Source organism: Streptomyces sp. NPDC015131 (assembly GCF_043079975.1).
Lineage (GTDB): Bacteria > Actinomycetota > Actinomycetes > Streptomycetales > Streptomycetaceae > Streptomyces.
Genome location: NZ_JBIBVB010000004.1, coordinates 494,510 through 516,811, shown reverse-complemented (window position 1 = coordinate 516,811; position 22,302 = coordinate 494,510). Strand labels below are relative to the sequence as shown.

The following is a 22,302-nucleotide window of genomic DNA, read 5'->3' as shown; positions in this document are numbered from 1 at the left end:
CGCGCGACCCCGGAGGTCCTCAGCATGCGGCACAACCGCACCCGGCGCGCCCTCCTCGGCGCCCTGGCCCTGCTCATCACCGTCCCCCTCGCGGCCTGCGGCCACGACACCCCCGCGGCGGCCCCCGCCACGACCGGGGCCACCGGCGCCGCCACCACCCCGGCCGCCGGCTCCGCCCCGTACACCGCCGAACTGAAACGGCTGGAGCGCACCTACGGCGCCCGGCTCGGGGTGTACGCCATCGACACCGGCACCGGACGGGAGATGACCCACAACGACGGCGAACGCTTCGCCTACGCCTCGACGATCAAGGCGTTCGCCGCCGCCGCGGTGCTCCGGAAGTACTCCCTGAGCGGCCTGGACCGAGTGGTCACCTACGCGAAGAGCGACCTGATCGACCATTCGCCGATCACCGGGAAGCACGTCACCACCGGGATGACCCTCCGGGCACTGTGCGACGCCGCCGTCCGGTACAGCGACAACACCGCCGCCAACCTCCTCTTCGACGCGCTCGGCGGCCCCCGGGGCCTGACCGCCGCCCTCCGCGAGGCCGGGGACGACACCACCCGGGTCGAACACATCGAACCGGAACTCAACCAGTGGGCACCCGGCGCCACCCGGGACACCACCACCCCCCGCGCCTTCGCCGCCGCCCTGCGGACGTACGTGCTCGGCGACACCCTCGGCAAGGACGAGCGCGCCCTGCTCACCCAGTGGCTCCGCACCAACACCACCGGAGCCGAACTCATCCGGGCCGGCCTGCCCAAGGACTGGGTCGTCGGCGACAAGACCGGCGGAGGCGGCGTCTACGCCGTGCGCAACGACATCGCCGTCGCCTGGCCCCCCGGGCGCGCGCCGATCGTCATGGCGATCATGTCGAACCGCGGCAGCGAGGACGCCGACTACGACAACAAGCTCATCGCGGATGCGGCATCCGTCGTCGCGAAGACACTCGGTCGGTAAAGCCGCGGACGACAACCCGTCCATGCACCAACGGGCATGGCCCACTGCCCATTTGCCTCTGGTGCCCGCCATTCTCCTCCACAGAATGAGAACAGGCAGAAAAAGCGTGCCGATGTCACACGGAGGGCTTTCCGAAACGATGGTGAGTACGATGACGGGCGAAGAGGCGCAATACCTCAGGGAACTGCTGGAGAATCCGGAACCGGACCTGGAGTACGCGGCCGGAATCCTCGACGAGTTCTTCGAGGACGAAAGGTGGCGCGAGCCCGGTGACGACCGCCTGGAGAAGATCGCCGGGCCGGCCGCGTACGAGTCCCGGGACGTCCTCGAATGGGCCGAGACACTGCGGGACCAGCGGTTCTCGTCGTACGTCCCGCTGACGGTCGAGGTCCACGGCGTCGACGGCTACGCCGGAATGTGGCAGTGCGCGGTCGGCGGCGAGACGTACTTCGCCTTCACCGGTTCGGACGAGCAGCCCGAGTACGCCGGTGCGCCCTGGACGAGTTGGGACCACGCGTACGCCGAGTGGGAGGCGAGCGACGCCGGCGACCCGGACGCCTGCCCTGAGCACCGGGCGGAGCACGAGGTGCACCCCGTCGACGGGTACGCCGGCCTGTGGCAGTGCACGGTCGACGGGGCGCAGTACTACGCGTTCACCGGCTCCGAGGACCGCCCCGACTACGCGGCCGCACCCTGGGCGGCGTGGGAGGAGGCGTACGGGGCCTGGGAGGCGGGCGGCGCGCGGCCGGCCACGCAGGAGGAACTGGCAGCCGCCGCCCAGGAGATCGCCGACGTCCTGGCGGGCTTCGACCACGGCGACTACGCCCAGGTGGCCCAGGCCGCCGGGCTGTCGGTCGACGAGGTGATGGAACTGCTCGCCGACGAGGAATTCGATGTGCACGAGCTGGCCGACGAGCTGGTGAACCAGCTTCAGAACGCGTAGGGGACTGAATCCGTTGTCACACGGCAAGGACAAGATCAAGAAGGTTGGCCAGGGCATCGCCAAGGTCTTCCGGCACCACCATCACGACAAGGTGGGCGTTCTGGCGAACGCCGATCCGGACGAGGTGAAGAAGGTGGTGGCGGAGGCGCTCTCGGGAAAGGTCTTCCTCCCGCAGGGCGGCAGTGTGGCCCGTGTCAGCGGCGGCAAGGTGGTCATGAACAGCGCGACCGCGACCAACACCGGCCAGAAGGGCAAGGACACGGACACCACCGTCATCACGAAACCCACGCTGAGGGAGATACCCCCCAGCGCGGAGACGTTCGACGTCACCGCCACCGAGATCTGGCTGGCCTTCACCCCCGGGCACGAGGAGGAGGCACTGGACCAGCACCTCACCAAGCTGGTGGTGAACAGGAGTCAGAAGTTCAACATCGAGGCGCGTCGGCTGGACTTCCAGACGACGGACCTCACCCTGGACGACATCCCCCGACCCGAGATCCATGTGCGGTGCGAGGTGGAGAAGGTCGGCGACGGAGAAGACCGGTACGAGACCATCACTCCCATCTTCGGGTACGCCAACATCGTCGTGTCCGGCCTCTCGCAGCTGGCGACCGCCGGTGTCGACGCGGCGGTGAACCTGAACCCCGTGCAGGATGCCGCCAAGACCATTACCGGGGCCATCGGGGACGCGGTCGACAAGGGCACCGCTCTGCGGCAGATGATCGGTAAGAAGTCCGCGGTCAAGCTGCACGTGCTGAAGTTCAGCTCCGTCGAGGGCGATCTGGTCGAGGGCGACTGGTGGAAGCCGATCGAGGACGACGCCAACAACGGGCACGAGGGCGGGTTCCTGATCAAGGACCGCCGCGGCGAGCTGCTCCGGATCATGAAGAGCCCCCAGGGCTGACGAGGGCGGCCCGGCGGTCGGGCGGTCGCGGGGCAACGGCCCGCCGGAGTCATCCGGCGGGCCGTTTCGGCGTGACCCCGGGGCCGAAGCGGGGGCCCCGGGGCCGATTCGGGGGCGCCGGAGCCGAATCGGTGGGTGCCGGGGCCGAGTCGGTGGGTGCCGGGGCCGATCCGGGGGCCCCCGGACCGATTCGGGGAGCGCCGGGCCGAGTCGGCGCGGGCCGGGGGGTCAGCCGATCAGGACCGTCGACTCCGCGACCACGCGTGCGGTGTCCGGCACGGCCGGGTCGTTGCAGGTGGTGGCGGCGTCGCCGTTGCGGGCGGCCGGGCGGCCACCGATGAACACCGACGTACTGCCCCGGGACACCGTGCCCCGGTTGTCGGGCGGCGTGCGGAAGACACCGGACGGCGGGACGTGCGGCGGGACGTTGACCGCCACGCTGCCCACGGTCGCGGCCGGCCGGCCGGCGACGAGCACACCGGCGCAGCAGCCTTCGGCCAGGGTGCCGGTGAAGGGCAGCGGGACGGGCGTCGGCACCGGGCCGGTGGCCGACGGCACCAGCACGATGTGCGTGTCGGTGCCGGCGACCCGGTCCCCGAGCGCGGCGGCGGGCTGATGCGGCACGGTCGTGTCTCCTGTCCCGTACGGAAGCGAGGGTGTTGTGTTCAGTGGCCGGCGACGAGCCGGCCGGAGAAGTAGGCGCCGGGCGTGCAGGTCCCCGCACCCGTGTCGCCCGTCTGGCCGGCGGGCTTGGCGCAGTGGACGGCCAGGACCACCTGCTCGCCGGGGCCGAACTCCAGCGGCTCGGTGAAGTGTTCGTCATGGTTGCGGTACGTGTCGAGAGCCAGCCGGCGCAGCACCGAGCCCCCGCGCTGCAGCCGGACCACACCGGTGTCGCCGGCCACGTTCTCGTAGACCACGTCGCTGACCAGCAGCGTCGCGTCCTTTGGTACCTCGTACACGGCGGTGGAGTCGAAGCCTGCCGAGGGCGCCGCGTCCGTGTCGATACGGAAGTCGACGGGCCGCCCGCCGTCCGCGTCGCCGTCCCCTCCGGCGTTCGCGCCGCCGGTCCCGCCTCCGGCCCCGGCGGGCGGCGGCGTGCCGGTGCCACCGCCCGCCGGCGGCGGGACCGGAACGCCCGGCACGGGAGCGCCCGCACCGCCCGGACCCGCGCCGCCCGGACCCGCGCCGCCCGGGCCGGGGCCACCCGCCGCCGCGCCGGAGGGGGACGGCCCCGGCCCCGGCGCCGTACCCGGGGGCGGCGGCGGGGGCGGCGCACCGCCACCGGGAGAGCCCGCGGGCGGGCCGCCCGCCGCACCGGGCGGCTGCTCCCGCGCCTCGGAACCGGCGTCGGGGCGCAGCACGAACAGCCACAGGGCGGCCAGCGCCGCGACGGCGGCGGCCACGGCGGCCACGAACTTCGCGGCGGCGGCCGAGACCACCGGGGCCTGCACCACCGCCCCGTCGGCCGTGCGTTCCTCCTCCTCACCGTCCCCGGACCGCCGCACCACCACGACCTGGAACGCCAGCGTCGTCGCGGCGCCGCGCCACCGCCGGGCGGCCGGGCGCACCCGGACCGGGACGACGGCACCCTTGCCGGGCGGCACCTCGACCCCGGGGTGGGCGAAACGGAAGGTGAGCGCGGCGTCGGCCTGGGCCGCGTACAGCTCGGCCTTCAGCGGGGCGTTGCCCCGGTTGTCCACCACCGCGTGGAAGCGGGTGCCGAGCCGGGTGCGCCGGGTCCTCGGGGTGAGCCCGACGCCGAAGTCGGTGTAGGGGCCGACGGTGACCGCCGCCTCCTCGACCACCGACCCCTCGATGTCCTCCTGGCACATCACCCGCAGCGCGAAGGGCACCTCCCCGGCGGGCACCGACGGCGACCGGGGCGGTGTGAACACCAGCTCGACGCCCGCCGACTGGTCGGGGAACACATTGATCCCGGCCGGTTCGACCCGGATCCACTCCTTGGCATCGCCGAGGACGTCCAGCTCGAACCGGTCCACCACGGAACCGGAGTTGCAGATCTGCGCGGTCCGCCGGGTCTCCTCCCCGGGCACGGCCGGGGCGTCGTCCTCCAGCAGCAATACGATGGCTCCCACCCGGCCATGATCACCACGCGCGCGGCGACGCCCCAGCGGCGCGAGGGCGACGGACCGGGCACCACCCACTGCCCCCGCCCCCGGCCCCCACGCCCGTTCGGGCACCCGTGCGGTCCGCTCAATTGCCCTGCCGGTAGCGCCCGTTCGGGCGACAGGTCATGCCCTCCGGCCCTCCCCGCCGGGCCCTGACCCGGCCGGACGCCCCTGCCACCATCACCCCCGACGGGGCGGTGCGCACGAGCCGCCCCGCGTGCCACCACACGACCCGGGGAGGGGCAGACACCATGGCGCCGGCGCTGCAGCGGGCCACACAGGGGTTCACGGCCGTCGCGGTGGCGGCCACGCTGGTGACGGTGGGAACGGCCGCGTACGAGCGCCGCAACCCGCCGCCACCACCCGCGTACACCGCCACCGGAACACAGGCGGTGCCCCGCCCCTTCACCGCGCCCTCTCTCCCGGCCACCCCACCGCCCGGGCCGTCACCGACCGGCGACCCCGGCGGGACACCACTGCCGGCCAATGTCCACCGCGCCTACCTCAACGCCGAGGCGGCGGTGGCCCGTTCGCAACCGGCCTGCCGGCTGCGCTGGCAGGTGCTGGCGGGCATCGGCCAGGTCGAGTCCGGCCAGGCCCACGGCGGCGCGCTCGCACCGGACGGCACCACGCTGGAACCCATCGTCGGACCCGTGCTCGACGGCAGCCACGGCTTCGCCGCCGTCCCCGACACCGACCGGGGCCGGCTGGACGGCGACAGCCGGTGGGACCGGGCCGTGGGACCCCTGCAGTTCCTCCCCGCCACCTGGGCCACCTGGGGCACCGACGGCAACGGCGACGGCACCGCCTCCCCGCACAACATGTACGACGCGGCCCTGACCGCCGGCCGCTATCTGTGCGCGGGCGACCGCGACCTCTCCGACCCGCGCCAACTGCGGGCGGCCATCCTCAGCTACAACCGGTCGGACGCCTACGCCGACACCGTGCTCCAGTGGATCGACCGGTACTCCGGCGTACCGGCGCCCGCTCCCACCGGCGGGCCACCGTCGCCGCCCACCCCGTCAACGCCACCCCCGCCGTCCCCGTCGTCCCCGGCGGGGCAGCCTCCGGCGCGGCGGCCGGACGACCCCCACCGGCCGAGCCGTACGCCGTCGTCCCCGAGTACCGGCAGCAGCCCGTCACCGACCGGGTCCCCGACCACCTCGCCGTCCCCGTCCCCCTCGCCCTCGGCGACGGAAACGGGGACGGGCACGGGGAGGGGGACAGCGTGACGAGCACACCGGACACCGTCCACGAAGGGATAAGGCGCGCGGTCGGCCACGCCGTCCAACGGGCGGGGGACACGGACCGGTTCACCCTGGCGGGCGGCCTCCGTGCGGACCTCGTCGCCCACACCGGGCTGCCGCTCTGCCCATCCCTCCGGGAGGTGCTCCAGCGCCATGGCCCGGTGCTCGCCGACCTGGTCGTACGGTACGCCGAACCCGACACGGGCAGTCGCCCAGACGCGGCCGGACGCGAGGCGGCGGCCCACGCGCTGCACACCGCCATGGCCGCACTCGCCCGGGACCTCGCCGCCACCGGACTGGTCACCCCGCCCGCCACCACCCCCCGGGAGCCCGGCCCCTACGCGTCGCCGTCCGTGCACCGGGCCGTCCACGACGTCCCGCACGTCGTCACCCCGGCCGGACGCCCCGCACCGGCCCCCCGGCCGACCGGGGACGACACCACCACGCCCGACCGGTCACCCGGAGCCGCCGCCCGCCGCCGCGCCCTGCGCACCCAGCACGCCCTGGAGCAGGCGCGGCGCACCGTCCGCGACACCGACTGGGCCGCCGCCGAGGAGGCCGGCCGGCAGGCGCTCGCCAGACTCCGCCCCCACCAGCGGCTGGCCGTCCTCTGGGTGGACGACCCCGGACGGCTCGTCGTCGGCCGGGCCAACCCCGCCCACGGCGCCCTGCACGCGCTCGCCGGCATCCCCGGGGCAGGCGTCTTCGCCGGCTCCCTCCAGTGCGGTGCCCGCTCCGGGCCGCTGCGCCGGACCCGTACCGCCCTGGTCTCCGGCCTGCCGGACGAGGCAGGCGAGCGCGTCGCCGCCGCGCTCGCCGCCCACGGCTTCCGTACGGCCGTCGCCCCCGCCTCGCGCTGGGAGTCCTCCTCACGACAGGAGCCCTCCTCATGACAGGAGTCCTCCTCATGACAGGAGTCCTCCTCACGACAGGAGTGAGAAGAACTCCAGCTCGGTGATGGCCACATCCTTCCCCCGGTCCGAGGGGTAGACGTCCGTGATCTCCACCCGCACGCTCTTGATGCCCGTCGCGCCCTCCAGCGGAAAGGTCTGCGGCTTGGGCGTGTCCTGGAGGTCCAGTCGGGTCTGCTTCTCGTTGGGATACGTCAGCACCAACTGGCGCGGCCGGCCGTGTCCGGCGAACGCGGGCCCCGCACCGGCCGTCACGATCAGCTGGTTGAGCGCCACGATCCGGTCGAAGGACACCTCGACGACGGCCTGGGCCGGTGCGCCCGCGGACGTCGCGGAGAGCGGAGCGGCCCAGTACGTCGCCGTGTTGAGGTCCACGAGCCGGCCGGGGTCGGCGCCCTTGGCCGAGTGGTCCGCCGTGACCCCGGCGGGGCGCACCGGGGAGTACTGGGCCCGCAGCACGCCGGTGGCCGAGTCCCGCACCGCCGCGACCCGGTCGTCCACGGCGTGGCGGAACGGCGCGTAAGTGGCGTAGAGCATGCCGGACAGGCAGATGACGAGCCCGGCGACGATCTTGACCTTGGTCCATACGGCGGCGAGCCGCCGCCCAGGCCCGGGCGTTCCGCCCTCGCCGGTGGCCCCGGCCGCGCCGCCCAGGGGCACCACGCGCGGGCCGCGCCTGCGGCGGAGCCGCCACCACCACGGGGTCCTGGCGACCTCGGCCTCCCGCAGCTCGGTCCCGCAGCGGGCGCAGAACCGGCGGTGCGGCGCGTTGCCCTGCCCGCAGTCCCCGCACACCAGGTCGCCGGGGCGGATGGTGTTGCTGCGGACGGTACGGCGCCGGCGGCGGGCCGGCCGCCGTTGCGGGGCCTGCGGCAGGACCGCGTCCGGCTCCTCGTCCAGCAGGTTCCCGTCGCCGTCCGCCGGGTCGGTGCGCGGCAGCGGGGCGATGAGCGCGGCGTCCCGGGCGCGGGCCGCCTCCTGCTCGGTGACGACCGGCTGCTCGACGGTGTCGTCGTGTGCGGACGGGGCCGCGGGTGCGGGCGGGGTTGTGGATGCGGCTGCGGATGCGGGGGGTGGCGGGGGAGGCGGGGGAGGCGGTGCGCCGGGACGGGAGCCGGGCGGTGGCGGGGGCGGCGGTGCCGTACGGCCCGAGGGGGGCGGTGGCGGGGGCGGCGGTGCCGTACGGCCCGAGGGGGGCGGTGGTGGCGGCGGTGCGGTACGGCCCGGGGGCGGCGGGGGAGCCGGCGCGGGCCGGCCCGGACGCGGCGGAGGCGGCGGTGCGGCCGGGCCCGGCGGGCGGCGGGGCGCGGGAGCCGGGGGAGCGGGGGCCGCCGACGAGGACCCCGAGCGGGGGCGCGGGGGCCCGCCGGGGCCGTTGTGCACCTGCACCGGCGCGCCCGTCGCCGGCGGGTTCGTCAGGCGCGCGGTGCCCTGGAGCACCCGCCGGAACAGCGGGACGCGCGGCGCGACCGCCGTCTGCTCCGCCTCCTCCCGTACCTCCTGGGCGACGTCCGGCGCGGCCCGCGTGCCCGACCACTCCAGAAACGCGCCGCAGGAGCCGCAGAAGGCGTCCGCGTCATGGCTGCGGCTGCCGCAGCGACGGCAGATGATCACCGGTGCACCACCTCGGCGCGGTACGGGACATGGGCCGGCAGGCACCGGCCCACCAGCGCCTCGACGTCCGCCGCACCCGCCTCCGTGCCGCCCCCGTCCCCGTTATTGCCGCTGTCCCTGGCGACGACCCGGACCACGACGGTGTCCGGCAGGTCCTCCGGGAAGGGCGCGTCGGGCGTACGGGAGGTGAACACGCCGCCGGAGTCGGCCAGTTCCACCTCGCACCCGGTGGCGAGGGCGACCTCCTCGCACACCCCGGCGACCGTGCCCCGCGTACGGTGACCGGTCAACGCGGCCCCGGTGGCCGCCCGTTTGCGGGCCACCGGCCACTTCTCGTCCAGGCGGGCGCCCAGCCGTTCGGCCAGCCACACCAGCAGGTCCTCCGGGGCCAGCCGGGGGTCCAGGTACGCGTCGAGGCAGTCCAGCGTGCCGATCACCGGCGCCACTACCTCGTCCCAGCCCGCCGTCAGCCGCACCGTGAACGGATCCTCCCGGTACACCTCGGGCAGCAGGTCTGCCAGGGAGTACGGGCTGCCCAGCCCGGGAACCCCCGCCCTCACCGGGCCTCCTCCACGCGCAGGTGGTGGTCGTAGGAGACCACCAGGCTGTTCGCCGGCAGGTCGATCCGCCGGCTCTCCTGCCCGCGCTCGCCCGTCACCGGGTTCGCGGCGAACAGCCTCACGTCGTCCACCAGGTCCACCCCCGGCACCCGCTGGAGCAGCGCGAAGATCTCGCCCACCTGCACGGGCCGTCCGAACGGCCAGCCGGTCCCCTGCGGCCCGCCGCCCGGCAGCGGGTCCAGGTACCGGTACAGCGCCGCCTCCGCGTCCCTGCGCACCCGGTCGCCGGTCGCCCGGGGATGGGCGGTCAGCCGGGCCACCACGGTCACCCCCCGGTACAGGGGCGGCTCGATCATCACCCGCGTCCCCACCAGGCGCGCCCGCTCCAGCCGGGCGGCCACCCGGTCGAGGGTCCGCCGCGCCGGCACCAGGTGCTCCAGCCGTACCCGCTCCCCGGCCGGCGCGGCGGGCACCACCAGCAGCCGTACGCCGCCGGGGTGTTCGCCCGCCAGCAGCCGTACCCGCGCCAGCTCCGGCGCGGCCTGGCGGGCCAGCGACTCGAAGTCGTCCGCCGTGACCGCCCGGCTCCCGGCGCGCAGCACCAGCGGGGCGCGCTCCACCGCCTCGGCCAGCGTCTCCCCGTCCGCCCCGTCACGCGCGGGCGCCCGGTTCTCCACCCCGGCGACGAACGGCAGCGACGAGAGCAGCGAACGCAAGGCCCCGGCCGGGACGTTGCCCCGCGCACCACCGCCCACCGCGAAGCGGCGCAGCCGGACGTGCGCCCCGTCGGGCGGTACCGCGCCGTACCGGCGCAGGCTCCCGTCGGGCTCCCGCACCGCCGGCCCGAGGCGCACCTCCCGCGCCACCGCGTCGAGCACGAAGTGCCGGTCCTCCGGCCCGCTCGCGGAGAAGTCCTCGACCCGGGTCCACCTCTCCCACCCGCTGTCGTCGCCGCGCGGGGTGATCTCAAGCACGGGGTCGCCGTACGGGGCGAGCACCGGACCGCGCGGCACGGTGAACCGCTGGCCGGGCACGCCCTCCGCGTCGTCCAGGTACTCCCGGTCGACCACCTCGACATGGGTCGCGGGCACGGTGACACCGACGGTCACGGCGCTCAGGGCGTGGACCACGGGGCTGGCGGTGTAGCCCGGCAGGCCGTCCGCCGGCTCGACCACCCGCGCCCGCAGCCAGGCCGCGGTCCGGCCGCCGAACACGGCCGTGTCGTGGGCGTCGGGCACATGGACCACGACGTTCCCGGCCCGGTTGAGGCCGCCGGTGCCGTCCTCCGACACCTCGCACGGCGACCAGCCGGAACCGTCCCACGCCTCCCACACCAGCGGCGGCGCCTCCGGGTCCACGCCCACCCCGTCGACGCGGCCGTCGAAACCGACGCGCACCGCGCACCCCGGCACGGCCCGCTCCAGCCCGAGCAGCAGCGCGTCCCCCGCCCGGGGCGGCGCGCCGAACGCGGGGAAGGGCGCCCCGGCCGCGGGCCCCGCCCCCGGCGGCCCGCCGCGCCGGTCCTGCGGCCCGTCGTCCTCGTGCCCCTGGGTGAGCACCTCGGCCAGCCGGCCCGGCACCATCGCGGCGTCCCGGTCGGTGCGGAAGACGACGGCCTCCTCGGTCTCGGTACGCAGGGTGGCCACCCGCGTGCCGCCCCGGACGAGCAGCGGTGCGTCCGTGACGGGCGAGGTGGACCAGAAGGTGACCGGAGCGCGGGCCGGGACGGGCGGCAGCATCCGCAGTCCGACGAGGTCCAGGAACTTCACGTACAGCCGGTCGGGAACCTGGTTCAGCCGGTGGATGACCTGGTCCGCCATCATGGCGAACGCCTCCAGCAGGGTGCTCCCGGGCTCGGAGGGGTTGTGGTCGGTCCACTCGGGGCAGCGCCGCGCGACCAGCCGGCGGGCCTCGTCCATCAGGTCGGCGAAGCGCCGGTCGTCGAGGTCGGGAGTGGGCAGCACGTCCTACCGCCCTTCCGCGTCCGGGCCCGCGCCTGCGCCGCGGTCCTGGCTCGGCCTTGGGTTCGGGTCCGGGCTCGGGTTCGGGCCCGGGTCGTCGGGGAGCGCGTAGAACGGGAACACCATGTTCCTGGGGTCGCCGCCGGTCTTGGGGAGGTACGAGATCACGATGTTCACCAGGGTGGGATTGCGGGGGTCGGGTTGGGCCCGTACGGCCCGGACGGTGACGCGCGGTTCGCACGCCGCGAGCGCCGCGGCCACCTCGCGGGCGAGGTCGTCGAGCGTGTCCGGGTCGGTACCGGCGAACACGTAGTCGCGCAACCGGCAGCCGAAGCCGGGGAGCATCGGGCGTTCGCCCGGGTACGTCGTCAGGACCAGCTTCATCGACTGCTCCAGCAGCGCGCGCCCGCGCACGGTGCGGACGCCGCCGCCGGGGCCCGCGCCCAGCGGGAACGCCCACCCCGAACCGGTGTGGTCGTCGTCGCCCATGCTCTCCCGCCTCCTTCGGCGTCGATCGAGTTCGTGAGTCGGTTTCGTGCGTTTTATTGGTCAGTTGAGCTCGATGGTCGAGCCCTTGATGGCGACGGGGCCGGAGCTCTCGATGCTGATGGACGACCGCGCGCGCATGCTGAGGCTGGCCCCGCCGTCGATGCTGACGTGGCCGCCCGCCCCCGCCGAGACGGCGACCGTGCCGCCGTCACCGCAGTCGATGTGCAGCCGCCCGGCGGACGCGCCGCCGCCCGCCGCCCCCGGCCGGCACGTCAGCGTCACCGTGCCCGCCACCTGGTCGACGGCCAGGCCCAGGCTCCCGTCGCCCGTGCCCAGCACCACCGAGGAGACTGACGGCGGCCCGGCCCGGCCGGGCGGCGCCTCGTCGTGGAAGGCGAGCATGTTGCCGGTGGGCGAGACGACACCCCGCCGTACGACGTCGGCGGTACGCCCCGTCGCCTCCACCGCCGGCCCGCCGGGCGCGTACGTACTCGCCTGCGACAGGACGCCGCCGACCACGTACGGGCGGCGCGGATCGCCCAGTTCGAAGCCGAGCAGCACCTGGTCGCCGACCTCCGGCAGCAGCATCGCCCCGGCCCGGCGGCCCCCGCCGGCCTGGACCACCGGGGCCCAGTCCGTCTCGTGGTCGGGCGCCAGCCAGGGCAGCACCACCCGCACCCGGCCCCTGCCCGCCGGGTCGTTGACGTCCGTCACCACCCCGCACGCCAGCCCCGGCACCCGGGGCGCCGTCCGCGCCCCGCCGGCCGGAGCGGTCAGGGAGAGCAGCGTACGGTCGGCCGGCGTGCCCAGCTCCAGATGTGTCCGGTACCCGCCCTCCAGCCGGTCGAAGACGTGCCGCGCGGCGGTGACCGCCCACGTCCCCGCGAAGGGCCGGGGCGGGCCCGTGACCCGGACCGTCACCCCCGCGCGGAGCGCCGGGTCGCCCCAGGCGACGGCCTGCGCCTCGGCGAGGCTGCCCGCCAGCCGCCCGGCCGGGCCCCGCAGCGCCTCCTGGGACGCGGCGGTGACCGCGGCGCCGGTGGCCGGGGAGGTGCCCGTCACCAGGTGCGCGCCGGCGCCCGGGGCGGGGCCCAGCGGTGACCCCGGGTCCGCCGCCGGGACGGGCCGGGACGGACCGCGCAGCGCGTCCAGCGCGGAGGCGGCGTCCACCCCGTCCGGCTCCACGGCCGGATCGGTGGCGTCCGCCCGGGTGGCCACGGCCCGGGCGCCCAGCGGGTCCCACACCCGCATCTCCACCTCGGGCACCAGGGCGGCGGCGCTCACGCGGGGCCTGAACGCCCGCAGATTGCGCTGGAGTTCCAGCGGTACGGGCGCGGAGCCGCCGGAGCCGCCGGTCCCGCCGGTCCGGTCGCCCGAGCGGAAGTAGAAGCCGTCCTCGTCGACACCGAACTCGTACCCGGTCTCCCGGCACCGCCAGGCCAGAAAGTCCCAGTCGGTCTGGTTCATCTGGCCCAGGTGCGTGTGGGACGTCCGTGTCGCGTCGATCCGGCCCACCGGCAGGCCGGCCTCCCGGGCGATGCTCCGCGCGATGTCGGAGTCGGTCATGTTGGTGAACGTCCGCACTCGGGAGCCGCGTTGGAGCCGGTGGCTCGGATCGTAGGCGCGCACGGTGGTGATCAGGGACAGGTCGACGTAGTCCCCTTCGAGCGCGGTGACCTCACCCGCCCCGGCCAGGACGGGCCGGGCGGCTCCGGAGGGCAGGCACCACACCTCGATACGGCTGCCGATCCCCAGGCCCGCCCGCTCCAGCACGTCGGCCTCGTCGTCGCGGAACGTCACCTCGATCATCGTCGGGGTGTTGCGCCGGTGGTCCACCACCGCGCGCAGCACGCGGCGCTGGAGGTCGTCGGGCAGGGCACGGACGGCCGTGCCGCCCACACGGACGGACGCCACGGGCGACGGGGGCGACGGGGGCGATGGGGGCGATGCGGTCGGCGGGGCGTTCACCGGGCACCCCGGCCGAGCAGCGTGCGGGTGGGGTCGGCGTTGGGATCCGCCCCCGCGCCGGCCGGCAGCCCCGCCGGACCGCCGCCGGGCACCGCCGGCGCGGTGCTGCCCGTGCCGGCGGACGCCGGAGTGGGCCCGGTGTGGCTCAGCACATGCAGGGTGAGGTTGCGGACCTCGGCCCGGATGGGCCGCCCGTCCCGCGCGAAACGGGTGTACGTGCAGTCGAAGCGCATCAGCTCGACCTCGTAGTCGAGCCCGGAGCCCTTGGTGCCCCACTGGAAGCCGAGCCGCTGCCGTTTGCCCTTCTCCGTCGTGCCGTCGGGCCGCGTCACCGTCTCCTCGGTCACCCAGCCCAGCAGCAGGGCGACGTCGTTCTGTATCCCGTCGCCGACGAAGGTGAGCGTCGAGAGGATCAGCCGGGTCGAGCCCCGGGTGGCGATGGACGACACCAGGCTCTGGTCGTTGCGCCCGTCGTCCTGCCCCACGGGGTCGGACAGACCCTCGGCGTTGTGCGACAGGCTGATCTGCACGGGGTTGAACGCGAAGGTGACCTTCCGGCCGGCCGGGTCCCGCAACACGGCCTTGCGGACGGCGCGTTGCAGCGAGGTGCCGGTCGCCGGGGTGCTCACCGGACCACCCCCGGGCCCGCGCCCGCGTCGTACCGCAGGAACCCCTGGTGCTCGAAGGACAGCTTCTCGATCGCGACCGAGGCCCCGCGTGCGTCCAGGTCCGGCCCGACCCACTGCTTGGGCACCGCGTTCCTGAGCACCCACTCGGTGACCAGTTTGCCCTGGTGGTCCCAGAGCTGGATCGTCATGTGCTGGCCCTCGTAGGCGCCGCTCCCGCCGTCGTACTCGTAGCCGGTCCACCGGGCCGCCACCTGCGCGAGCCACGCCTGGAGCCTGGGGGAGTCGGCCTGGGTCATCATCCGTTCGAGGGTGACGGTGCTGTACGACAACTGCTCGGGCAGCAGCGCCCGTTCGCAGTACTCACCGCCCTCGGCGATTTCCTTGGACGCGAACTGGACCTGGAGCCCACGGCAGGCCGACCACTTGCCGAGGTCGGTTCCCGACTCCTCCAGCCGTACCTGGAACCGCATCGCCAGACCGGCGAGCGGATACGAGCTGGGGGACCGGGTGGACCGGATGACCGCCGGGGCGCCGGGTGCTCCGGACGGCCCGGACGGCCCGGGGGAGCGGGGCGGCGGGGAGGGGGTCATACGGATGCCTTCGGGGTGTGCGGGGTGTGCGGGGTCTTCCGGGTGATCGCAGTGACCGGAGCGGGCGGGGCGCCGGGCGGCGGGCCGGCCGGGCTGCCGGGGCCACCCGCGGCGCCCGGGTTGCCCGGGGCGAAGTCGTCGTTGAGGAAGCCGGTGTGCACCAGCTCCAGGGTCTCCAGGGCCACACCGCCCCTCGCCGAGTCGAACGCCTCGATGCCCCAGGCGGCCGGGAAGAACTCCCGCAGCTCCCAGGTGACGGTGCGCTCGCCCTGCCAGTCGACGAGGGAGATCGCCCCCGTCAGCGGCTCGTTGCGCATCGACGTCTCGGTCAGCCAGTCCTGCACGATCTGCGAGTCCTCGCACGCCGCCCGCGTCAGCCGGATCTTCTCGTACTGCGCGACGCCGGGAAACACGAACCGGTGGTTCCAGCTGTCGCCGCCCCGGTACTCGATGACCTGCCAGGACACATGCAGGCCGGAGGCGGTGGCCCAGGCGCCCAGTTCGTACCGGGACCGGTCGATGGCGACGGTGAAGTTGTGGGCCATGTTGACGGTGCCGACGAAGGTGTCGTCGTTCACGCCCAGACCGCCCTTGCCCGGGGACGGGGCCATGGTTTCCCTCCTGTGGGGTCGGTTCGACTGCTGGTTGTCGTGGGGTGCGTTGGTCGCGTGTGTTTCGTTGTTTCGTCAGGTCGGGGGGACCAGCAGGCCGCCTCGCTCGCGGTCCACGACCAGCTCCCTGCGGAGCCGCGCCATCACCCGGTCGTGCAGCCGGCCGGCCAGGGCGTCCAGGAACGCCGGGTCGTCCAGGTACGCCAACGGGTGTGGCGTACGGCCGGAGGGTTCTCCGCGGCCATCGGCGTCTGCCGACCCGTCGAAGCCGTATCGGGGTCCGGGTCCGGGGCCGTCGCTGAAGCCGTGGCCGGGTCGGGGGCCGTCACCGGGGCCTCCGCCGGCCGGGGGCGGCGGCGCGCCACCGAAGGTGAACTCGGCTGTCGGGTACGGCATACGAGGGGGTACGCCCGGTCCGGTCTCGTCACCGGCGACGAGGCGGTGCTCCTCCGTGCGTACCGCTCGGGCACTGTACGCGCCGGCCACCGCCGCGCCGAACCACCGCTGTTCGGCCCGCCGGCGGGCACCGCCGTACCGAGCATTGCCGTACAGGCCGGCACCGCCGTACCGGTCGGTACCGGCGTACTGCTCGGCACCGTACCGGTCGGTGTCCGCGCCCACCGGGGACGACCGTGCCGCTTCCGGCCCGCATGGGTCGCTCTCCTGGGCGTCGCCGTCGCCGCCCTCGGCCACGCCCCCGGTACGGGCGCCCTCACCGCGGCTCCCGGACAGCCGCAGGCTCCAGGCGGCCTCCCAGCCGGGCGGGTGCGCCGCCGGCGAGGGGCCGGGCGGGGGCGCGGGCGGGGCGGGAGGCGCCGGGGGCGCGGGCCGGACCGGCGCGGAGGCGTGCTCGTACCCCTGCGGGTGCCGTCGCTGGCGGCGCGGCACGGGTGCCGGGGGTTCGGGCACTGCGGCCCGCCCGGCGGGCACCGGCGCGGGGGCCGGCCGCCCCGGAGCGCCGGGCCGCCTCCGCTCCGGGGCCGCGCCCCGGCGCGCGAGTACGTAGGACGGTACGTCGTCCTCGGCACCGAGCCGGTCGAGGAGCCAGTCCGGGCGGAACGCGTCCAGCCTGCGGTCGAAGTCCGAGCGCGTACGCACCGGCGGTGGCACGACCGGCCGGGGGGCGCCCACGCGGTCGTCGGTCGCACGGGTGAGGTCCGCCGGGCGCCCGCCGCTCACCGGCCCGCCGTCCGCCACGGCGATCCGCCGCGGAGACGCCACCGGCTGCGGCGCGTCGTCCACCTCCTCACGTACCGGTGCGGCGACGGCCGGTCTGGGCCGCGGGCCCGGTCCACCGGGCGGCTGCGGCGGTGCCGACACCAGGGCGTCGGCGCGGCCCACCGGGGTGCTGGGGAGCCCGGCGCCCGCGGAGGGGGTGCGGGCGCCGGGCCGCAGGGGGGAGGCCGCCCGGGCCGGGTGGACCAGCGGCCGGGTGCCCGCGCCGGCGACCGAGGTGCCGCCCAGCGCGGCCACCGTCCACGGCTCGGGGGAGACCGTCGTACGCAGGACGGGCAGCCGTCGCCACGCCCCGGCCTCGGGCCCACCCACGTCGGCCGCGGCGGCTTCGGCGGCTTCGGCGGCTTCGGCGGCGGCGGCCGGGTCCGTCGCGGGCGGCGCCGGGCGCCACCACCGCCGGGCCCACCGGCCCCGTGCCCCGGGGCGGGGGTCTCGGCGCCTCCATGACCACTGCACGAGCCGCCTCCTTTCAGGCTTGCGGTCGGGTTCCGGACGGGCGGCTCAGCCGTCCGGTTCGTCGTCGGATGCGGAGATCCGTTCGTTGATCCGGCCGATCTCCTCGATCACCCGCTGTCGTACCGGGTGCTCCAGGCCGAGGACGGAATCGGCGGACCAGTGGAGGTAGTAGGCGACGTAGACGACCTCCTCCCAGAGACGGTCGGCCGTGTACGTCAGGATTCCCCCGGCGTCTCACCCGCCACGTCCACCACGAACCGGTGCTCGCAGGAGGGGCAGCACACCTCCGCCTCGGTGCGGCCCTCCTGGTTGATCCGCCGGTAGAGGTCCTGGAGGAACGCCAGGTCGGAGGCGAAGAGGTTCTCGATGGTCCCGGTGGTCACCTCGGGCACCGAGCCGAGCCGGGTGACGGTCCGGCCGAGCAGCAGCACGGTCAGGTAGGCCGGGTTCTGCCGGACGGCCGGGTCGGTCTGGGGCGCGATCTCGTCCCGGGCCGTGGCCAGCCTCATCGTGCCCTCGCGGTGCAGCCCGCCCTGCGCGTCGACATAGCCGCGGGGCAGGACGAAGGGGTACTCCGTCCGTATCGTGCGCCCCGTGACGGCCTCCGGGTGCTCCGGCCATTCGGGACCGCTCACAGCGCCTTGACCTCTTCGCACGTGAAGGTGACCGTCTCCAGGACGATCTCGGACGCGCCCGCCTTGAGGTTGCCCACCTCCACCTTGCTCGGCCAGGCGTTGAAGAGGCGGTACGTCATCTGCGTCGCCCCGGCCGCGTCCTGGAGCTCCAGCGTGCCGGTCATCTTGGCCGCCGGGTTGCCCTCGCGGACCATCGCGTGCCACGCGAAGAGGAATCCGGTGCCGTCGACACCGCGCTTGAGCGTGACCGTGGGCGGCTTGGTCTTGCCGAACTGCTTGGTGTGCACGACCCGGCCGGACCGCGAGTGCGACGCGATGTACTCCGTGGGCTCCACCTCGCTGGTGATACCGCTCAGTTCGGAGAAGTACGACGGGGCGGACTGGTCGAAGCTCACCACGAACCGTGCGGCGGTGATGGCCTGGGGGGCGTCCTGCATGGGGGAGAAGGGCATGGTCTCTGCTTCCTGCTGCTACGGGCCCGAGGGGCTGCTGCTCCTGCTGGCGTGCTGGCGTGCTGGCGTGCTGGCGTGCTGGTGGCGGTGTGGCTGCGTGGCTGCTACTGGTCGCCGTGCTCAGCACCGGGGGTGTACTGGGAGAGGCGGAAGACCACGAACTCGGCCGGCTTGACCGGGGCGACACCGATGTCGATGGTCAGCACCCCCGCGTCCCGGTTCTCCGGCGGGTTGTTCTCCTCGTCGCAGCGGACGAAGAACGCCTCCGCCGGGCTGCGGCCGAACAGCGCCCCGCTGCGCCACACGCGGGTGAGGAAGGCCGTGACCGTACGGCTGACGCCTTCCCAGAGGTAGCGGTCGTTGGGTTCGAAGACGACCCAGTTGGTGCCGTCCAGGATCGACTTCTCGATGTAGTTGAACAGCCGGCGGACGTTGAGGTACCGCCACTCCGGGTCGCTGGAGAGGGTACGGGCGCCCCAGACGCGGACGCCCTGTCCCGGGAAGGTCCGCAGGCAGTTGACCCCGATCGGGTTGAGTACGCCCTGCTCGCCCCTGGTCACCGCCAGCGCGGGGGCCAGGACGCCGCGCATCACCTCGTTGGCGGGCGCCTTGTGCACCCCGCGCGTGGCGTCGCTGCGGGCCCATACGCCCGCGACGTGGCCGCTGGGCGGGATGGTCTCGGCCCGTCGCTCGACGGGGTCCATGACCTGCACCCAGGGCCAGTAGAGGCTGGCGTACTTGGAGTCGAAGCCGGCGTACTCCTGGCGCCAGTCGCGCACCTGCTGGGCGTTGAGCCCGGGGAGCGGGTCGAGGATGGCGACCCGGTCGCCCATCGTCTCGCAGTGCGCCACCAGGGCCAGTTGCACCGCCTTGACGCCCTCGCCGTCGATGGCGCCCGCGCGGTAGGCCGACATCAGGTCCGGGGCCGCGACCATGGTGATGTCGTCCAGTGCCTCCAGGCCCGCGAGGCCGGTGCGGGCGGCGGTGTCCCCGATGTAACGCCCCGGGTCCAGACGGACGTCGGGCGCGGTGGCGAGCGCGGAGGGAACGGCGGGCGCGGAGGGAGCGGCGGGCGGCTCGGCCGGTACGAGCGTCGCCCTGGCCCCGGCGGCGGGGCGGCCCGGCGGGGCGCCCTTGGTCTCCGCCAGGGTGATCAGGGACGACTTCTTCAGTGCCGTACCGACGAAGGACGGCCCCCGTCCGGCCGACACGTTGTCGTAGTCCTCCACCGTCCGGTCGCCCCGGCGTACCACGAGCCGGAAGGACTGGTCGTCGCCGGGCGCGGTGGCGTCCCGTGCCTCCACGACGACCGGGCCGTCGCCGGGCGGGGCGTCCGCCGCCAGCGCCACGGTCAGCGCGGGCCGTCCCTCCGGCCCGGCCAGCTCGGCCCGGGCGCGCGGCGCCGGCCGCTGTGCCGGCGGTACCGGCTGCGGAGGCTCCTCGGCGGCCGGGGCGGGCGCGCCGGTGCCCAGGCTGACGACGTACGCGTTGCCGCCGCCGTTGACGAAGTAGCCGTAGACGCTGTGGGGGAGGTACGCGTCCGCCGTGAACTCGCCGAACACGGACGTGTAGTGCGTCCAGCTCGACACCAGCACCGCTTCGTTGACGGGACCCTTCTCGGTGAAGCCGATGAACGCGGCGGTCGCGGTCCCGACTCCCTGGATCGGCCGGATGCCCGAGGACGTCTCCTCCACGAAGACGCCCGGGGTCAGATAGTTCGGCACTCGCTCCTCACTTTCCTGCGGGAGCCTCATCGTTGCCCCCGCCCGCGCCGGGGTGAGGGGGCGGAGGGCCATGCGCCCGGACAGGCGGGCCCGCCCCATCGGGCAGCCGTCCGGCGGTGCCCCGGCGACGGCACCGGCCCCACGATGGAGCGATGTTGGAAGCGGTGACCCTCTCGCTGGAGGCATGGCTCCGCCGGTGCGTCCCCCGGGCCGTGTTGTGCTTCGACGAACCGGAGCGCGAGCCGGCGGCGGCGGTGGCCGGTGCGCCCCTCCTGCGGGTGTGGCTGTACGACGTGCGCGAGGAGGACCGCGGCCGGGGCGGCGGCGTGTACGTGCGCGACGCCGCGAACCGTTCCGCCGCCGCCCGGGCCGAACCGCTGCGGGTCCTGCGCCACTCGTACCGGCTCACCGCGTACGGCGAGGGGTGGCGGGAGCGGTACCGCCTGCTGGAGGACGTCGTCCGGGCGGGGGCGGCCGTCGCCTGCCTGCCCGACGACCTCGTGCACCCGGTGTTCCACGGCTTCGGGACCGGCGCGCTGCCCCTGGTCGTCGCCCCGGCGTCCCCCGTGCCCCTCCCGGTGGCCGCGGCCCCCGCGCCGCCCTGCGCGCCCGCGCTGTACGTCGCCGTGCCGGCGCCCCTCCGGCCGCCCGCCGACCGGTCCGTGGAGCGCGCCCCGGAACGGATCGACCTCGGCACGCACCGCCCCGGCGCCCCGGGCGACGGCCCCCCGGCCGCCCTGGGCAGACGCCGCACGGTGCCACGCCAGGGGCGCCGCGTCCAGGAGTAGACCCCCGCCCCGAGGCCCCCGGCCCGAGGCCCCCGACGCGCCCCCGGCCCCGTACCCCTCAGATCAACCCCTCGCGGATGGCGAAGGCCACCGCGTGCGACCGGTTGCGCAGGTGGAACCGGTGGGTGACGTCGTGCAGGACGTTCTTCACGGTCCGTTCCGAGTACGCCAGTTCATGGGCGATCTCCCGGGTGTCCAGACCGGCCGCGACCAGCCGCAGGACGTCGCTCTCGCGGTCGGTGAGGCCGTTCAGCCGCAGGCCGCGCGGGGCCAGTACCTGCTGCTGCACCTGGGACACCTGCTTCAGCAGCCGGCCCAGCAGGTCCGGCGGTACGACGCCCGCACCGCGGTGGACGGACGCGATGACCTGCGCCAGCCGGTCGGCGGTGGCCTCCCGCCGCCGTACGAGCCCCGCCACCCCGAACTCCACCGCCCGCATCAGCCCGGCGTCGTCCAGCTCCGACACGACCGCCACGGCCTGCCGCATGCCCCGCCCCCGTACCGTGCGCAGCAGGCGCTGGGCCTGGTCGTCCATCTCGTCGGCGACGATCACGGCGACCGTCGCGGGGGTGGCCGCGGCGCCGTCCGCGACCCAGATCTCCCCCCGTGTCTTCAGCGCCGCCACGATCCCGGCCTCCGAGATCGGGTCCGACGCCTCCACGTGGACGAATATGCGGTCCGATGTCATGGGTGTGCTCCTCGTAGGGGGTGCCCGCCCGCGCGTGCCGAGCGGGCGGGCCGTTCCCGGCGGGCAGGTCCGCCGTACGCGCCAAACTAGACCGGGCCGCGTTAACGCCGTTCCTGCGCAGAGTTGGACCGCCTCCGTGCCGGCGCGGGCACCGCGCCAGGCTCTCATCGAGGCATCAGCCGCTCTTAACCTGGGTTCAACCCCCGTACAACACACCACTGTTACGGTGATCCGAGGCGATTTCCGCCCGTCCCGGACCACCATCCCCCCTGCTTCGGAAAGCTCCTCGTGCAGACCAGCCCCCACGACCACCGGGGCACCCTCGCGGCTCCTCTGGCTTACGAGGCGTTCCTTGCCCTCCACCGCCCGCACTACCTCGCCTACGCCCGCGCCCGCCTCGGTCCCACCGGTGCGGACGCGGCCGTCACCGGCGCGTTCGCCGCACTGCTGTGCCGGTGGCCCGGTGTCATCAGCTCGTGCAGCCCGGCCGCCCAGGCGTGGCAGATCCTCAGCCGGCGGGTCCGGGCGCACGCCGGCGAGCCGCCCGGGAGGACGGCCGAGGACGTCCTGGCCGAGGACGTGAGGGTGCTGATGTCCCTCGGTTACGACGCGGAGCACAGCGCCGGTCTCACCGGCGTACCGGTGGGCACCGTGCACTCGCTCCTCCGCCGCCCCTGACCGTGCCCGACCCTCCGTATCCCGGCGGTTCACGCCGTTCCCGCCGCACCCCGCCGGTTCCGCGTCAACCTCGCGGCAAGGCGGGCGCAACCGTGCGCCAACACGGGGGCTGGCAGCCTGGTG

General features: G+C 75.2%; 23 protein-coding genes. 7 read left to right on the top strand and 16 right to left on the bottom strand.

The window, feature by feature from the left end:
• The first annotated feature begins 24 nt into the window (after positions 1-24).
• From bla to ACF08D_RS18180, 3 genes are all read left to right on the top strand, one after another.
• Positions 25-963 carry a class A beta-lactamase gene (bla, locus tag ACF08D_RS18190; protein WP_392223670.1) on the top strand — a complete coding sequence of 313 codons (939 nt, stop codon included), beginning with the start codon at positions 25-27 and terminating at the stop codon, positions 961-963.
• Positions 964-1,114: 151 nt separating this feature from the next.
• On the top strand, positions 1,115-1,906 hold the full coding sequence (locus ACF08D_RS18185) for a hypothetical protein (protein ID WP_392223668.1): 792 nt from the start codon (positions 1,115-1,117) through the stop codon (positions 1,904-1,906).
• A 13-nt stretch (positions 1,907-1,919) separates the two neighbouring features.
• On the top strand, positions 1,920-2,810 hold the full coding sequence (locus ACF08D_RS18180) for a hypothetical protein (RefSeq protein WP_392223666.1): 891 nt from the start codon (positions 1,920-1,922) through the stop codon (positions 2,808-2,810).
• A 228-nt stretch (positions 2,811-3,038) separates the two neighbouring features.
• Here ACF08D_RS18180 and ACF08D_RS18175 read toward each other — a convergent pair whose 3' ends face one another.
• Positions 3,039-3,434 (bottom strand): PAAR domain-containing protein, encoded by a 396-nt coding sequence (locus ACF08D_RS18175; protein ID WP_392223664.1) that lies wholly within the window; start codon positions 3,432-3,434, stop codon positions 3,039-3,041.
• Positions 3,435-3,475: 41 nt separating this feature from the next.
• Positions 3,476-4,909, bottom strand: coding sequence for a hypothetical protein (locus tag ACF08D_RS18170; RefSeq protein ID WP_392223663.1), 1,434 nt, complete (start codon positions 4,907-4,909; stop codon positions 3,476-3,478).
• Positions 4,910-5,193: 284 nt separating this feature from the next.
• On the opposite strand from ACF08D_RS18170, the gene ACF08D_RS18165 reads away from it, so the two are divergent.
• A complete protein-coding gene (locus ACF08D_RS18165) occupies positions 5,194-6,174 on the top strand; it encodes a lytic transglycosylase domain-containing protein (protein ID WP_392223661.1) in 981 nt (326 codons plus the stop codon).
• On the top strand, positions 6,171-7,082 hold the full coding sequence (locus ACF08D_RS18160) for a hypothetical protein (RefSeq protein ID WP_392223659.1): 912 nt from the start codon (positions 6,171-6,173) through the stop codon (positions 7,080-7,082). The genes ACF08D_RS18165 and ACF08D_RS18160 overlap by 4 nt, the downstream gene beginning before the upstream one ends.
• A 30-nt stretch (positions 7,083-7,112) precedes the next feature.
• Here the strand turns inward: ACF08D_RS18160 and ACF08D_RS18155 are convergent, their stop codons facing one another.
• The 13 genes from ACF08D_RS18155 to ACF08D_RS18095 all read right to left on the bottom strand — a co-directional run bounded on the left by ACF08D_RS18155 (position 7,113) and on the right by ACF08D_RS18095 (position 20,025).
• The gene (locus ACF08D_RS18155; protein WP_392223657.1) at positions 7,113-8,714 is read right to left on the bottom strand and encodes an NADase-type glycan-binding domain-containing protein; all 1,602 of its coding nucleotides are present in this window, start codon (positions 8,712-8,714) and stop codon (positions 7,113-7,115) included.
• Entirely contained in the window at positions 8,711-9,274 is a 564-nt protein-coding gene (locus ACF08D_RS18150) for a phage tail protein (RefSeq protein WP_392223656.1), read from the bottom strand. Before ACF08D_RS18150 ends, ACF08D_RS18155 begins: the two co-directional genes overlap by 4 nt.
• Positions 9,271-11,238: a putative baseplate assembly protein gene (locus tag ACF08D_RS18145; protein ID WP_392223655.1), complete on the bottom strand. Its 1,968-nt coding sequence runs from the start codon at positions 11,236-11,238 to the stop codon at positions 9,271-9,273. The genes ACF08D_RS18150 and ACF08D_RS18145 overlap by 4 nt, the downstream gene beginning before the upstream one ends.
• A gap of 3 nt (positions 11,239-11,241) precedes the next feature.
• Positions 11,242-11,724 carry a GPW/gp25 family protein gene (locus ACF08D_RS18140; RefSeq protein ID WP_392223654.1) on the bottom strand — a complete coding sequence of 161 codons (483 nt, stop codon included), beginning with the start codon at positions 11,722-11,724 and terminating at the stop codon, positions 11,242-11,244.
• Positions 11,725-11,784: 60 nt separating this feature from the next.
• Positions 11,785-13,638 (bottom strand): VgrG-related protein, encoded by a 1,854-nt coding sequence (locus ACF08D_RS18135; protein WP_392223653.1) that lies wholly within the window; start codon positions 13,636-13,638, stop codon positions 11,785-11,787.
• A 50-nt stretch (positions 13,639-13,688) separates the two neighbouring features.
• Positions 13,689-14,321, bottom strand: coding sequence for a hypothetical protein (locus ACF08D_RS18130; protein WP_392223652.1), 633 nt, complete (start codon positions 14,319-14,321; stop codon positions 13,689-13,691).
• A complete protein-coding gene (locus tag ACF08D_RS18125; RefSeq protein WP_392223651.1) occupies positions 14,318-14,911 on the bottom strand; it encodes a phage tail protein in 594 nt (197 codons plus the stop codon). Before ACF08D_RS18125 ends, ACF08D_RS18130 begins: the two co-directional genes overlap by 4 nt.
• The gene (locus ACF08D_RS18120; RefSeq protein WP_392223650.1) at positions 14,908-15,522 is read right to left on the bottom strand and encodes a phage tail protein; all 615 of its coding nucleotides are present in this window, start codon (positions 15,520-15,522) and stop codon (positions 14,908-14,910) included. The genes ACF08D_RS18125 and ACF08D_RS18120 overlap by 4 nt, the downstream gene beginning before the upstream one ends.
• 75 nt (positions 15,523-15,597) lie before the next feature.
• Positions 15,598-17,214, bottom strand: a complete 1,617-nt coding sequence (locus ACF08D_RS18115) for a hypothetical protein (protein WP_392223649.1) — start codon at positions 17,212-17,214, stop codon at positions 15,598-15,600.
• Between the two features lie 45 nt (positions 17,215-17,259).
• Positions 17,260-17,433 (bottom strand): DUF6760 family protein, encoded by a 174-nt coding sequence (locus ACF08D_RS18110; protein WP_392224095.1) that lies wholly within the window; start codon positions 17,431-17,433, stop codon positions 17,260-17,262.
• Complete coding sequence (locus ACF08D_RS18105; RefSeq protein WP_392223647.1) at positions 17,430-17,849, bottom strand: hypothetical protein; 420 nt, start codon at positions 17,847-17,849, stop codon at positions 17,430-17,432. Before ACF08D_RS18105 ends, ACF08D_RS18110 begins: the two co-directional genes overlap by 4 nt.
• Positions 17,846-18,301 (bottom strand): phage tail protein, encoded by a 456-nt coding sequence (locus tag ACF08D_RS18100; RefSeq protein ID WP_392223646.1) that lies wholly within the window; start codon positions 18,299-18,301, stop codon positions 17,846-17,848. Before ACF08D_RS18100 ends, ACF08D_RS18105 begins: the two co-directional genes overlap by 4 nt.
• Positions 18,302-18,405: 104 nt before the next feature.
• The gene (locus ACF08D_RS18095) at positions 18,406-20,025 is read right to left on the bottom strand and encodes a phage tail sheath family protein (protein ID WP_392223645.1); all 1,620 of its coding nucleotides are present in this window, start codon (positions 20,023-20,025) and stop codon (positions 18,406-18,408) included.
• 152 nt (positions 20,026-20,177) lie between these two features.
• Here ACF08D_RS18095 and ACF08D_RS18090 point away from each other — a divergent pair, with 152 nt between their 5' ends.
• Positions 20,178-20,813, top strand: coding sequence for a hypothetical protein (locus tag ACF08D_RS18090; protein WP_392223644.1), 636 nt, complete (start codon positions 20,178-20,180; stop codon positions 20,811-20,813).
• A gap of 58 nt (positions 20,814-20,871) precedes the next feature.
• Here ACF08D_RS18090 and ACF08D_RS18085 read toward each other — a convergent pair whose 3' ends face one another.
• Positions 20,872-21,501, bottom strand: a complete 630-nt coding sequence (locus tag ACF08D_RS18085) for a response regulator transcription factor (protein WP_392223642.1) — start codon at positions 21,499-21,501, stop codon at positions 20,872-20,874.
• A gap of 288 nt (positions 21,502-21,789) precedes the next feature.
• On the opposite strand from ACF08D_RS18085, the gene ACF08D_RS18080 reads away from it, so the two are divergent.
• Complete coding sequence (locus ACF08D_RS18080; protein ID WP_392223641.1) at positions 21,790-22,179, top strand: hypothetical protein; 390 nt, start codon at positions 21,790-21,792, stop codon at positions 22,177-22,179.
• The last annotated feature ends 123 nt before the right edge of the window (positions 22,180-22,302 follow it).